We start from the raw sequence: 13,131 nt of genomic DNA, 5'->3' as shown, positions 1-13,131 counted from the left end.
ACTAGTCGCGCTCGGTAGTAGTGGTGAATCGGTGCTGATAGGTGCTCGGCGGGATACCGAGGTGGTGCTGGAAGGCGCGCCGGAGGGTGTCGTCGCTGCCGAAGCCGCTGCGGGCGGCGGTGGTCGTGACGGAATGTCCTTGGTCCAAGAGCATTTGGGCTTGTTCGAGGCGAACCCGCTCGAGGTAGCGCGCGGGGGTGGTGCCCAGTTCGCGACGGAACAGGCGGGTGAGCTGGCGCGGACTGGTGTTGGCGAGCCCGGCGAGCACGGAAACGGTGTAGTCCCGGGTCGGGTCGGTGTGAATGGTGTCGAGCAGGGTGCGCAGGGTGTTGTCCCGCGGTGCGGGCGTGCTGATCGGGACGGAGAACTGGGATTGGCCGCCGGGTCGCTGCAGGAAGACGACCAAGGAGCGCGCCACGTCGCGGGCGTGTGCCGGGCCGTGGTCCTGTTCCACCAGGTGCAGAGTGAGATCGATGCCCGCGCTGATGCCCGCCGACGTCATGATCGGGCCGTCGGTGACGAAGATGGCGTCGGGATCGACCTCGACGGTGGGGTTGCGTCGTTGCAGGGTCGCGGCGTGCCGCCAATGCGTGGTTGCTCTGCGGCCATCGAGCAGACCCGCGGCGGCGAGCGCGAACGCTCCTGTGCAGACCGACACGACCCGCGACGCACGTTCAGCCAATCGTGTTACGGCGCAAACGAGTTCGTCCGGCAGCGGCGCGGAGACCAGTTCCTCGGAGCCGGGCACCACGAGGGTGTCCAGCTTGCGGAGGTCCCCGGCGGCGTGGTCGACGTCGAAACGCAACCCGGTAGACGAGCGCACCGATGCGCCATCGGGAGAGATCAGCGTGATCCGGTAGTTCGCACCGCACCGGTTGGCCTCGGTAAATACCTCGCTCGGCCCGGCCACATCGAGCAGCGTGACACCGGGAAACACCAGCACGCCGACCACGTGCGGACGGGGCCGCCCGCTCATTCGGGCCACGAATTGGATTGGATGACCTCGACGAAATCGGTACGGACAAAGCCCGGCAGGAAGTGCGCGAGCACGTCGGCGTTGACGGTCCCAAAGGTGCTGCCGGGGCGATCGGCGAACCCGTTCGTGAACGCGGCCAGGATCTGTCGCTTGAAATCGGGTCGCGGATGCGCCCCGATGACCGCCGCGATGTCGGCGGGATCGAGGTCGCGGTAACCGATACCGAGGACATCGGTTTCTACCCCGGCCGTCACCAGCGCGATCTCGGGTGCCATGTGCTCGGGTATGCCCGGCGTGGTGTGCAACGCGATGGCCGTCCACACCCGCTGCGCCGCCTCGTCATCGATGCCGTGCGTGGCCAGGAATCGGCGGGCCTCGTCGGCCCCGTCGACCTCGAAACGCTGATGCGCGGTGCGATAGGTGTCGGTGAGCCCGAGGTCGTGGAACATCGCGCCGACGTACAGCAGCTCGGGGTCGGGCTTCAGCCCGCGTCGCTGTCCCTGCAGCATCCCGAACAGATAGACGCGCCGGGAGTGGTGGAACAGCAGCGGCGGCGCGCTGGCCCGCACCAGTTCGGTGGCCTCGGCGACCAGGCGGCTGTCCGGAATCGCGATGCCTGCGACCTGCTCTGTCATGGGAACGCTCCTGTAAACGACGGTGGCTGACCTGTCCCAGAATGCGTGCTGCGGCGGCTCGGCCGCCGTGTCCGTTCGGACCGATACGCCGCAGATCGGGACATCCTCCGCCTTCCTGGCGCGCGTATCAAGTGCGCCTCGGTGACCACGGGCGGTCGGCGTGCCATGGGTGCTGGTGTGGGCGGTCGTGGGTTAATGAGCGCATGGTCATTCGCTGGCTGGTTGCGGCATCGGCGGCCGGGGTCGCCGCGCTGATGGTGCTGTTCATTTACGTGATCATCGCGGTGCGGATTCCCGCGCCCTTTGTGGTGCTGACGCATGTGGTGAGTGACTATGGGCTGTATCTGATCCCGCTCGGGCTGGCCGGATTCGTGTTGTCGCTGATCGCTTTCGGGAAGAAGGGCCGGGTCGGCGTGCGCCGGGTGGCGGGGGCGACCGGGCTGGTGTGCCTGCTCGGCGTGGTCGCCGCGGGCTTTCCGATGGCCGCGTCGTGGGGGACGGCCGTGCGGCAGGACGCGACGCTGTCGATCGGCGACTACCTGTCTGGCGGCACGAACACCGGCGCACCGGTCGAATCGTTGAGCACCGTGTACAACACGGTCGACGGTCAAGGCCTGAAGCTCGATGTGAAACTTCCCGAGGGCGCCTCGGATCGACCGCGACCCGCGGTGGTCTGGGTGCACGGTGGCGGCTGGCGCAACGGCGATCGCGGGGAGGTGCCGCTGTGGCATAAGTGGTTGAACGACAAGGGATACGCGGTCTTCGCCATCGAATACCGGATGACGCCGCCTGCGCGCTGGAATCAAGCGCCCGCGGACGTGAAGTGTGCCGTCGGCTGGGTCAAGCTGCAGGCGGCGAAGTACGGGATCGATCCCGAGCGGGTGATGCTCGCGGGCGGTTCGGCGGGCGGCAATCTCGCGCTGATGGGTGCCTACAGCGACGATCGGATCGCGCCGAGCTGCGCGGTCACCGACACGGCGGTCAAGGCGGTCGCGGCGTTCTACCCGGTCCCCGACCTGGTCGAGGCATGGCGCGACACCGGTCTGCCGGGGCGGATGCACACGTTTCTGCAGGACTACACCGGCGGCACCCCGGACCAGGTGCCCGACCGCTACAAGGCGGCCTCGCCGGTCACCTATGTCCGCCCGAATGTGCCGCCGACGCTGCTCATGCACGGCAATCGAGACCATGTCGCGCCGTACCGCGGCTCAGCCGAACTCGCCGAACGGCTGCGCCGGGTCGGCGTCGAAAACCAGTTGCTCGCAGTGCCTTACGGCGAACATATCTACGATTTCACCTGGGAGAACTGGGGCACTCAGCTGTCACGGCAGGTCTTCGGCAAGTTCCTCGCCGAGCACTTCCCTGCTCCTTGACCTCGCGTGCGCGTTGTCGGTCGACCGCCCGCCAGGATGACGGCTGCGCCAGATCCAGAACACCGCACACGCGACGAGTGCCCAGCCCGCGAGCACCAGGAACGGCAGCAGGTGTTGGTGCGCGTGGAAATACACCGCGGTGTGCTGCGCGTTCACCGACGCGCCCGGCGGCAGCCAGCGGCCGATATGGCCGAGCAACGAGGGGAGCAGCGGCCAGGACACCGCACCGCCGGACGACGGGTTGCCGAGCAGCACCATCAGACCCCAGGTCGGCAGGATCGCCCACCGCCCGAACAGGGTGTTGAACATGGTGAACACCATGCCGGAGGTGAACATTGTCAACGACAGAATCCCCCAGGACTCCAGGAACGGCAGGCGGACCGCGCCGAGCACCCAATCCGCCACTGCCGCAATGGCGAAGCCGCCGGACACCGCGTAGAGCGCGGTGCAGCCGATCCGTTCGACGGGGTTCAGAGCCGACGCGTGCACACTGAATTGGGTCGCGCCGACGAATCCGATGATCACCGCGGCCAGCGAGATATAGAAGATCGCGAGCCCGCGCGGATCGCCGCGCTGCAACGGCACGACATCGGTCACCTCGGCCGGCATCCCCAGCGCCGGACCGGCCGCCGTGGCGTCCTGGGCGATCAGCTGTGCGACCGATTGCCCGGACGCGCTGGAGATATCGAGGCGCACACCGGACGGCCGCTCGGTGACGATGGCGAAGACCTGCTGATCCTCGATAGCCGACCGCGCCGCCGCGGCAGTGTCGTAGTGGCGAATAGTCAGCGAATCATCCAGCGAGCGTTGCATCTCCGCGAGGAACCGCTGCACCGAAGCATCCTGCTCCGGCCCGATCACGGCGATCGGAATCTGGCGCGGCGTCGGATTCGCCAACGCGTAGGTGTACGACCCGGCGAACAACCCCGCCGCGGCGGTCACCAACAGCACCAGCACCATCGCGGGCAGGTACGGCGAAGCCCGCACCATCGCCCACCACTCGGCCCGTGTCCGTCGCCGCTCATGCTGACCATGCGGGTTAGCCATCCCCGCACACTAGGTCCCACCAGTGGAGATGCCCACTACCCGCGCGGCCTGTCGGCCGAGGGTAGGCCGGGCAACGCGAAATTACATAAGCAACTTAGATAAATCAGTGATACATTCCGGCCATGTCAGCACAGCGGCGTGGCCTCGAGGCCGACGACCTCGCTCGGGTGATGGGTGCGTTCACGCGGGGGTCCATCCGACTCCCGAGTGCGGAGAAGCATTCCTTCACCACGCTTTCGGTGCTGCATACGTTGGCCGGTAAAGGGCCGATGCGGGTGTCCGCGCTGAAGGTGACCGAGCAGATCACTCAGCCCGCTATCACCCAGCTCGTCAGCAGGCTCGAACGCGATGGGCTGGTCGAGCGTCGGCCCGACGTCGAGGACGGCCGGGCGGTGCTGGTTCAGATCACCGAGGCGGGGGCGCGGATCGTGCGGACCCGTCATCGAGAGCGGGTTCGTCGATTCACCGAGCTGATGGCGACTTTGACGCCCGAGGAACGAGCGACGATCAGCGCGGCACTGCCCGCGCTCGAACGCATGGCAACGCTGATGGACACCGAGCGTGAGCCCACGGTTGCCGCTGTGCCGGAAGGACTTTCATGACATCGACATTTCCACTCCAGGCGTCGCCGATCCACGTCGCCGATGACGTACTCGACGATCTCGCAACGCGGCTTCGGCTGACCAGATGGCCCGACGACGTCGGCAACGACGACTGGCACTACGGCGTGAGCCGCCGGTATCTCCAGGAGCTTGTCGACTACTGGATCGACGAATACGACTGGCGCAAAGCCGAATCCGCGATCAACGCCTACGAGCACTACCACGTGCACATCGAGGGCGTGCCGATCCACTTCCTGCGCAAACCAGGTGTCGGCCCGAACCCGACCCCGTTGATCCTCACCCACGGCTGGCCATGGACCTTCTGGCACTGGTCCAAGGTGATCGACCCGCTCGCCGACCCGGCGGCCTTCGGCGGCGACCCGGCCGAAGCGTTCGACGTCATCGTCCCCTCGCTCCCCGGTTTCGGCTTCTCCACCCCGCTGCCGAAGAACCCCGACATGAACTTCTGGAAGGTCGCCGACCTCTGGCACACGCTGATGACCGATACCCTCGGCCATCCGAAGTATGCCGCCGCGGGATGCGACGTCGGCGCCCTCGTCACCGGTCAACTCGGCCACAAGTACGCCGACGAGCTGCACGGCATCCATATCGGCTCCGGCCAGAAACTCACCCTCTTCACCGGTGATCGCGCCTGGGATCTCAGTGGGGGACAACCGATTCCGTCCGGACTGTCCGAGTCTGCCTACCGGCAGTTGCTCTCCCTGGAGCATCGCTTCGCCGTTCACCTCGCCGCCCATGTGCTCGAACCGAGCACCCTCGCCTACGGTCTCACCGACTCACCCGTCGGCCTGCTCGCCTGGATCCTGCAACGCTGGGTCACCTGGAGCGCGAACCACGGCGATATCGAGACCGTCTTCAGCAAAGACGACCTGCTCACCCACACCATGATCTTCTGGGTCAACAACGCCATCGGCACCTCGATCCGCTACTACGCCAACGCGAATCGCTACCCATGGACGCCCGCGCACGACCGCCTGCCGATTGTCCAGGCGCGCACCGGTATCACCTTCGTCGGCCACGAAAACCCGCCTGGGGTAAGCACTCCCGAGCAACGAGTGCGGAGCTGGCTCGGCAGCGACCGCGCCGACTGGTACAACCACGTGAACCTCACCGCGCACGAAGCGGGCGGCCACTTCATCCCGTGGGAGGTCCCCGATGCGTGGATCGACGACCTACGCCGCACCTTCCGGCGTTAATCGGGCCGCCGGCCGGGTGTGCGCCGTTACCGGGATCGGCAGGCGGCCGAGCTCGGGCGTCACTTTGAGCAGTCGCAGCAATGGCGATGTCATGGCCGTGGTCACCAGGGCCATCATGACCAGGATCGAATACAGCTGCACCCCGATGAGTCCCGTGGTCAGACCGATGTTCAGGATGATGAGCTCGGTGAGCCCCCTGGTGTTCATGAGGCTCGCCAGCGCACCGGCCTCGCGCGGTGCGATGCGGTTGGCGCGCGCGGCAAGGTAGGTGCCGCCGAGCTTGCCGGCCAGCGCGGTCGCCAGGATCGCCAGCATCTCGACCATGCCTGCGCGGTCGAGCGAGGTGAGGTCCACCTGGAGCCCCGCGATGACGAAAAAGGCGGGCAGGAAGACCGAACTGAGTAGTTGCGCACCGGTTTCCACCACCGGCCGGTGGGTGCGCGGGAAGATGACGCCGAACAGGAAGGCGCCGAAGATCAGGTGCAGGCCGATCCATTCGGTGGCCGCGCCGAAGCTCAGCGCGCCGCAGACGGCCAGGAAGATCATCGTATTGTTGCTGGTCATCGAGGTGGAACGCGCGGCGCGGGCAAGCAAGGGGCGCACCAGCCACCACATCGCCAGCACCAGCGGCACGAACAGCAGTAGCTTCCACTGCGTGCTCGCGCCGGGCCGGGCGAGACCGATGACGAAGGCGAGCACGGTCCAGGCGAAGATATCGTCGATGGCCGCGCTGGCCATGCTGAGCTGCCCGATCCTGGTGCCCATCAGGTCGCGCTCGATCAAGATGCGGGCCAGCACCGGGAACGCCGTGACGGCGAGCGCGCAGCCGATGAACAAGGCGAAGGTCAGCCGGTTGTCCTGGTGGTATCTCGACAGCACGACGAGCGCGACCCCGCAGCCGAGCACGAACGGCACGAAGTACGCGGACAGCGAAACACTGGCTACGGCACGGCGATTGCCGTGAAACGAGCTTCGATCGATCTCCAGTCCGGCGAGGAACATGAAGATCATCACGCCGACATTCGCGAAGGCGCTCAGATACGAACGGACATCCTGGGGAAACACAATTCCGGAGAAATGCGCGCCGAGAATTGTGGGTCCCGCGATGATTCCCGCCGCGATTTCACCGATTACCGGTGGCTGGCCGAGCCGCTGGGCCAGCCTGCCGAGCAATCGCGCAGCCACCGCGATGAGTACGAGATCCACTAGCAGGAACACCATTTGGTTACTGGACACGGTCCGCTCCATTCGAAATGGGCGGGCCGCGGCCCGCCCAGCTCCTCCATCGAAACCATGCCGCGAAGATCTCCCGGCCAGGCTCCCGACTCCCCAGAAATAACGATAACGCGCGCCGCGGACCGCCAGCGATTCTTGAAAGACCTTGAAAGAACTATCCGGTCGTCGGCCGATCGACCTCGAGGCCCGCCGCCTGCGCCGCCGTGCTCAGTACCGCCTCGACCATCGCGGGCGTGAGTCTGCCGGTGAAGGTGTTCTGCTGGCTCACGTGATAGCAGCCGAACAGGTGCAGCGGCGCGCGGCCCGCGTCGGCGGGCGAGAGCTGTACGTGCGCGCCGTGCCCGAACTTCGGGCGCGGGCGCGGAATGATCCAGCCCGCGTCCGCCAGCACCGGTAGCAGCGCCTGCCAGCCGAAGCCGCCGAGCACCATCACGGCGCGGACGGTCGGCGCCAGCAAGGCGAATTCGGTGGCGAGCCAGTGTCTGCAGCGGTCGCGCTCGTCGGGTGTCGGCTTGTTGTCCGGCGGTGCGCAGTGCACCGGCGAGGTGACGCGAACGCCGTTGAGCCGCAGGCCGTCATCGCGATGCGTCGCCGTGGGCTGGTTGGCCAGGCCGACCGCGTGCATGGCCGCGTAGAGCACGTCACCGCTGCGGTCGCCGGTGAACATCCGGCCAGTTCTGTTGCCGCCGTGCGCGGCCGGGGCGAGCCCTACTACCAGCAAGCGCGCGTCGTCCGGTCCGTATCCGGGAACCGGTCGGCCCCAATAGGTTTCGTCCCGAAAAGCCGCACGCTTCTCCCGTGCCACCTGTTCGCGCCAGGCGACCAGTCGTGGGCAGGCGAAGCAGTCGGCGACCGCGGCGTCCAGCTCGGCGATGGTGTGGCACACGGGTATCACTGTAGGTGCGGCACCAAGGCGCCGGTGAGGTGGTTGATGGCCACGTGCGCATGCAGCCGGACGCCGGTGACGAGGGTGTCGTCGTCGGCGTAGAAGTGCGGGTTGTGGTTCATCGCCAGCCCGCGGCCGCCGGGAGCGGGGACCGGCAGCCCGTTGTCGGCCAGCTCGGCATCCTGCACGCCCAGCGTCACATACAGCCCCCCGTACTTGTTGATGAATTCGGAGACGTCGTCGTAGCCGAGCGTCGCCGCGGTCTGCACCACCCGGTCGACGCCCGCGACGTGACAGAACGTCGGCAGCGCGGCATCGATCCACTCCTTCTTGTTGTGCACCGCGGGCACATCCTGCAGGAAGTCGACTGTCGCGGTGGCGTTGTAGGCCTGCGCACTGTGCTCGGCCAGTGTCGCGAGCCGCTTCTGCACCTCGCCCATATCGGATTCCACGGCGCAGCGGATGGTGCCCCACAGCGTGACGGTCCGGCCGATGATGTTGAACCGCCCGACGTCCTCGATGTGCCCGATCGACACGGTGATCGGCTCGAACGCGTTGACCTGCCGATAGAGCTGGCCGATGCCGGTGAGCACGGCGCCGACGGCGGGCATCGGGTCGATGCCCAGCCAGGGCGTCGAGCCGTGCACCTGTTGCCCGGTGACGGTGATCCGGACCAGACAGGAGGCGCCGAACTGGTTGCCGACGCGATAACCGATGTAGCCCTTGGGATATGGCGTGACATGGAAGCCGAACGCCATGGTCGGCACCGGGTCGGCGAGGGCGCCCTGGGCGAGCATCTCGCTGGCACCGCCCTTTTCGTCCACCGGCGGACCTTCCTCGGCGGGCTGGAAGACGAACAGCACGGTGCCGGGGAGCCGATCACGCACGCCGGCAAGCACACTCGCGGCACCCATCAGCATCGCGGTGTGGCAGTCGTGGCCGCAGGCGTGCGACACCGGAAACGGGCCGCCCGGGTAGTCGTCGTCGACCACGTGCGCGGCGAAGTCGACACCGCACTCGTCCGGCACCGGCAGCGCGTCGATATCGGCACGCAACGCGATGACCTTGTCGCCGGGCCGTCCACCGTGCAGCACCCCCACGACGCCGTGCCCCGCGATGCCGGTGCGCACCTCGTCGAGGTGCAGCGAGCGCAGGTGGTCGGCGATGAGCGCGGCGGTGTTCATCTCCCGGTTCGACAGCTCGGGATGCTGATGCAGGTGCCTGCGCCAGGCGATCACCTGATCGGTCATCGCCGCGGCGCGCTGGTCCAATTCGTCGTGGATCGGGCTGTCGTTCATCAAGGGCTCCGTTCCGTGTCGTCGGTGCGGGCAGGGTGATCAGCGAGCCGGCTGATGCCAACTATGCATGAGTGGGCATTTCGGGGCGCGCGCTTTCACTGCCGCAGGTCATTTGTCCAGTTCGGGACCATCGGGACCGTGCGGAACGAGGAGGACATGTGATCGTGACCACTCGGTCTGTGTTGATAGCATGGCCTTTCTGACCGACCGGATGCGGGCCTCGCCCCCGGATTCATCTCGAAAGAGTCTTTCCATGCAGTTTGAAATCGTCGAGCGGGACGAAACGTGGGTTGCCGGGTTGCCGGTGCGCAGCCCTAAACGTGCGCTCGGAGAGCTGCGTGATCACGACCTGGAGGCCGCCTGGGCGACCGTGCTGCACCAGGAGCTCGGCGGCCCGCTCGCCAGTGCCTATACCGACTACACCGGCGAGCTCGGCACCTACAACACGCAGATCGTCGGCTACGAGTGCGCGTCCTTCGGCGATGTCACCCGCGGCCATCTGGTGGCCCGGCTGCCGCGCGGCACCTATGCGAGGTTCTCCTCGGTCGGTAACTTCCCGCAGGTGATGACCGACCTCTGGACCCAGATCGCGTACGCCGAGGAACACAACCAGATCAAGCGGACCTACACCGGCGACTTCGAGTGTTATCCGCACGCCTACAAGATCGAGCTCTACCTGGCGGTAGACGCCCGATGAGCGAGCGAGCAATGGGCCCCATGCGTGTGACGGAGCCGAGCATCGGTGGGGCGCGGTCATGAGTTACGCGATCGCGGTGCGTGGTGAGGCGATTTACGGCGGCCTCGTGGTGCCACGGGTGCGCCCGAGTTTCAAGGTCAGCAACAGCGACCTGATCGAGTTCCTCAAAGATCGGCTGCGCGACCGCAAGGGCGCCGACCGTCCGATGTTCACGGTGTACGTGCCGGACCCGGCGGGCAACTACAACGCGGTGGTCTGCTTCGAGTACCGCGAGCCCGAGTCGGTGCCGATCGGTGATGTCCTGGTGCGCGTGCCGAAGGGCGTCTATGCCCGCTTCGCGCCGAACGGGGACTATCACGATCCGGTCGAGGACGTGTGGGCCCAAGTAGACGACGCGACGGCATCGGCCGAGATCACCCGGGCCTATCGGGAAGAGATCGAGATCTGGCAGGGGCCGGATTCGGTGGAGCTGTTCATCTCCATCCTCGTCTAGCTTGCTGTTGGTTAGCTGCACTAGAACCGACCGGTCTCTCTGGTATCTTGCTCAACCGCAAGACGGGTTCTGACCAGGGGGAATTTGCGAGGCCGCATCCAGTTTTCGGAAGATTAACCAGACATCTGGTCAATTCTTGTCGGATGACGGATACTGCCCTAGGCGAACTCGTCCGGAAAGCAGGATTCGGGTGAAGATGTCGGCCCCGGTTCGACGACCGCGTAAGGATGCGGAGCAACGGAGTAGGAACAGTATGGCTGTCGAGGCGAGCAGCGCCGCCGCGCCGATCCGGGTTGCTGGCGGCTTCGGTGGGACGGTAGCAGGTCATTTCCCGCCGGGCCCCGATTCGGAAGATCGCTACCGGGCCGATCCGATCTGGTGGGATAATCGGTCTCGTTGGGCAATTGCCGATGAATTGCGCGGCTCGCCGATTCGACTCGGACGGCACGGGCGCCGTGCTTCGGATACCGACCCCGGATTGGTGGGGTGACGATGGGTGGCGAGAGCGGTCGAAAAGCGCGACTCCCCAGCGCACCGGCCACGATTTTCCCGGATTCCGTGGATACACTGGCGTCGCTTCGTTTCTCGGACCTGCTCTCGGTAGGTGAGCATGAGACCATGGCGTTGGTGCTATGCCTGAGCGATTCGGTCGCAGCCCGGGGTTGTAGCCGACGGCTTCGAAGCCGACGGCGGCCGGTTCCTGGCATGGACATCCGTGGATAGCGTGATCGGAGACAAGGTGCCTCGGCGGACGCTCGACTCATTGGTGACTCAGGTCGCCTCCGAGCTGATGGGTGTCGACGCAACGACCATGGCCGAGGCGACCGAGCGGGTGCTGGCCCAGCTGGTCGAATACTTCGACGTCGACTTCAGCTACGTGCGCCACACCGATCGCGAACGCAGAGCGTCGCTGCTGATCGCGGAGTGGCCACACCGCCCACAGGTGCCCGATCCGGATCCGCTCGAGGTCGTCTACTTCGAGGGCGCCGATCCGGTGTTCCGCGCGTTCGAGCACGGGACCGAGCCGATGATCGCCCGCCCGACGCCGGAATTCGCCGACTATCAGGAGACGATGCGCCGGGCCTCCGGCATCCCTGTCGTCACCACGGCCGCGGTCCCGCTGCTCTCGCGCGGCGAGTCGACCGGCGTGCTCGGCTTCATCAAGACCGGCGATCGGCAGTGGAGCACCCGCGAGCTCAACGTGCTCAAGGCGATCGCCGCGCTGTTCGCCCAGCTGCAGGCGCGGGTCGTCGCCGAGGAACGGCTGCGCTACATCGCGCTGCACGACGACCTCACCGGCCTGGCCAACCGCCGCGCGCTGCTCGAGCACATGGACGAGCGGCTCAAGCCCGGCAGCCCCGGCCCGGTGGCGGCGTTCTTCCTCGACCTCGATCGCCTCAAGGCGCTCAACGACTTCCTCGGGCACACCGCAGGCGACAACTTCATCCGCACGTTGTCCTCGCGGCTGCGTGAGCACCTCGACCCGGACGACATGATCGCGCGCCTCGGCGGCGACGAGTTCGTCATCGTGCCCGCCAAACCGATGGACGCGGTCGCGGCCGAGGAGGAGGGCACCCGGATCCAGCAGCTCATCGGGCGCCGGGTCACCGTCGGCGGCGAATCGGTGAGCCGGGCGGCCAGCATCGGCGTCGCCGTCGGCATCCCCGGTGAGACCACCGTCGCCGATGTGCTGCGCAGGGCCGATCACGCGCTGCTCTCGGCCAAATCGGGTGGCGGCAATGGCGTTGCGGTGTTCACCGACGCCATGCGTGCCCAGTTCGAACTGCAAGACGATGTGGAGCTCAACCTGCGCGGCGCGGTGTCCGACGGCTCGCTGCTGCTGCACTATCAGCCCGAGGTGGATCTGCGGACCGGCCGGATCGTCGCGCTGGAGGCCCTGGTCCGGTGGCTGCATCCGACCAGGGGCCTGCTGCCGCCCGCGGCGTTCGTCACCGTGGCGGAGGCCACCAACCTGGCCGGTGAGCTCGGCCGCTGGGTGATCCGGTCGGCCTGCGCGCAGTTCGCCGAGTGGCGCAGGCGCGGCCTGGCCTCGAATGTGGTGATGCGGATCAATGTTTCGCCGGTGCAGCTGGTCAGCCTGGACTTCGTGGAGCGGATCGAGGACATTCTGCGGCTGTTCGGCATCGACGGCAGCTCGATCTGCCTGGAGATCACCGAGCACGTGGTGGTGCAGGATCTGGCGCGCACCCAGGTCACGTTGCGCGGGCTCAAGCGCATGGGCGTGCAGATCGCGATCGACGATTTCGGCACCGGCTACAGCTCGCTGTCGCACCTGAAGGCGCTGCCGGTGGACGCGGTGAAGATCGACCGCGGCTTCGTGCAGCGTCTCGGCGCCAGCACCGACGATCTCGCGATCGTGAAATCCATTATCGGGCTTGCCGGTTCGTTCGGCCTCGGCGTGGTCGGCGAGGGTGTCGAGACCGCGGTGGCCGCGCGCACCCTGGTCGGGCTCGGTTGCTATCGGGCACAAGGCTTTTTGATCGCGCGACCGATGCCCGCCGACGAAGTGGAAGCCCATCTCGCGGTCGGCCGCATCCCGCTGGACCTCGATCTGCCTCGGGCCAGTCGCGGTACCGCGGGAATTTGACCGTCGGCGCAGCGATCGCCGGTGACTGCCGAAAGCGGGCACCGGCTCATTTCAATGCGAACG

The 13,131-nt window shown here is 66.9% G+C and carries 12 protein-coding genes; 6 read left to right on the top strand and 6 right to left on the bottom strand.

What is annotated here, in order from left to right; genetic code table 11:
- Position 1: 1 nt before the first annotated feature.
- Both ACIBCN_RS26305 and ACIBCN_RS26300 read right to left on the bottom strand, forming a co-directional pair.
- Complete coding sequence (locus ACIBCN_RS26305; RefSeq protein ID WP_396994398.1) at positions 2-976, bottom strand: GlxA family transcriptional regulator; 975 nt, start codon at positions 974-976, stop codon at positions 2-4.
- Positions 973-1,611, bottom strand: coding sequence for an HD domain-containing protein (locus tag ACIBCN_RS26300; RefSeq protein ID WP_396994307.1), 639 nt, complete (start codon positions 1,609-1,611; stop codon positions 973-975). Before ACIBCN_RS26300 ends, ACIBCN_RS26305 begins: the two co-directional genes overlap by 4 nt.
- Before the next feature lie 203 nt (positions 1,612-1,814).
- Here ACIBCN_RS26300 and ACIBCN_RS26295 point away from each other — a divergent pair, with 203 nt between their 5' ends.
- The gene (locus ACIBCN_RS26295; protein WP_396994306.1) at positions 1,815-2,984 is read left to right on the top strand and encodes an alpha/beta hydrolase fold domain-containing protein; all 1,170 of its coding nucleotides are present in this window, start codon (positions 1,815-1,817) and stop codon (positions 2,982-2,984) included.
- On the opposite strand, the gene ACIBCN_RS26290 is transcribed toward ACIBCN_RS26295, so the two are convergent.
- On the bottom strand, positions 2,934-4,031 hold the full coding sequence (locus tag ACIBCN_RS26290; RefSeq protein ID WP_396994305.1) for an ABC transporter permease: 1,098 nt from the start codon (positions 4,029-4,031) through the stop codon (positions 2,934-2,936). The two genes, ACIBCN_RS26295 and ACIBCN_RS26290, sit on opposite strands and share 51 nt — an antisense overlap.
- Before the next feature lie 122 nt (positions 4,032-4,153).
- Between ACIBCN_RS26290 and ACIBCN_RS26285 the strand changes: the two genes are divergently transcribed.
- Both ACIBCN_RS26285 and ACIBCN_RS26280 read left to right on the top strand, forming a co-directional pair.
- Positions 4,154-4,633, top strand: a complete 480-nt coding sequence (locus tag ACIBCN_RS26285) for a MarR family winged helix-turn-helix transcriptional regulator (RefSeq protein ID WP_396994304.1) — start codon at positions 4,154-4,156, stop codon at positions 4,631-4,633.
- Positions 4,630-5,850 (top strand): epoxide hydrolase family protein, encoded by a 1,221-nt coding sequence (locus ACIBCN_RS26280; RefSeq protein WP_396994303.1) that lies wholly within the window; start codon positions 4,630-4,632, stop codon positions 5,848-5,850. Before ACIBCN_RS26285 ends, ACIBCN_RS26280 begins: the two co-directional genes overlap by 4 nt.
- Here ACIBCN_RS26280 and ACIBCN_RS26275 read toward each other — a convergent pair.
- From ACIBCN_RS26275 to ACIBCN_RS26265, 3 genes are all read right to left on the bottom strand, one after another.
- Entirely contained in the window at positions 5,827-7,086 is a 1,260-nt protein-coding gene (locus ACIBCN_RS26275; protein ID WP_396994302.1) for a cation:proton antiporter, read from the bottom strand. The genes ACIBCN_RS26280 and ACIBCN_RS26275 overlap by 24 nt on opposite strands.
- A gap of 154 nt (positions 7,087-7,240) precedes the next feature.
- Positions 7,241-7,972 carry a uracil-DNA glycosylase gene (locus ACIBCN_RS26270; protein WP_396994301.1) on the bottom strand — a complete coding sequence of 244 codons (732 nt, stop codon included), beginning with the start codon at positions 7,970-7,972 and terminating at the stop codon, positions 7,241-7,243.
- A gap of 5 nt (positions 7,973-7,977) precedes the next feature.
- Positions 7,978-9,270, bottom strand: a complete 1,293-nt coding sequence (locus tag ACIBCN_RS26265; RefSeq protein ID WP_396994300.1) for an amidohydrolase — start codon at positions 9,268-9,270, stop codon at positions 7,978-7,980.
- Positions 9,271-9,523: 253 nt separating this feature from the next.
- Between ACIBCN_RS26265 and ACIBCN_RS26260 the strand changes: the two genes are divergently transcribed.
- The 3 genes from ACIBCN_RS26260 to ACIBCN_RS26250 all read left to right on the top strand — a co-directional run bounded on the left by ACIBCN_RS26260 (position 9,524) and on the right by ACIBCN_RS26250 (position 13,068).
- A complete protein-coding gene (locus ACIBCN_RS26260; protein WP_040738955.1) occupies positions 9,524-9,967 on the top strand; it encodes a GyrI-like domain-containing protein in 444 nt (147 codons plus the stop codon).
- Positions 9,968-10,025: 58 nt separating this feature from the next.
- The gene (locus ACIBCN_RS26255) at positions 10,026-10,460 is read left to right on the top strand and encodes an effector binding domain-containing protein (RefSeq protein WP_357381642.1); all 435 of its coding nucleotides are present in this window, start codon (positions 10,026-10,028) and stop codon (positions 10,458-10,460) included.
- Positions 10,461-11,250: 790 nt separating this feature from the next.
- Complete coding sequence (locus tag ACIBCN_RS26250) at positions 11,251-13,068, top strand: putative bifunctional diguanylate cyclase/phosphodiesterase (protein WP_396994397.1); 1,818 nt, start codon at positions 11,251-11,253, stop codon at positions 13,066-13,068.
- Positions 13,069-13,131: the final 63 nt, after the last annotated feature.

The organism is Nocardia sp. NPDC051052, assembly GCF_044456045.1.
In the GTDB taxonomy this organism is placed as follows: Bacteria; Actinomycetota; Actinomycetes; order Mycobacteriales; family Mycobacteriaceae; genus Nocardia.
The sequence above is the reverse complement of the archived record's forward strand: the minus strand, read 5'-3'. Positions and strand labels throughout refer to the sequence as shown.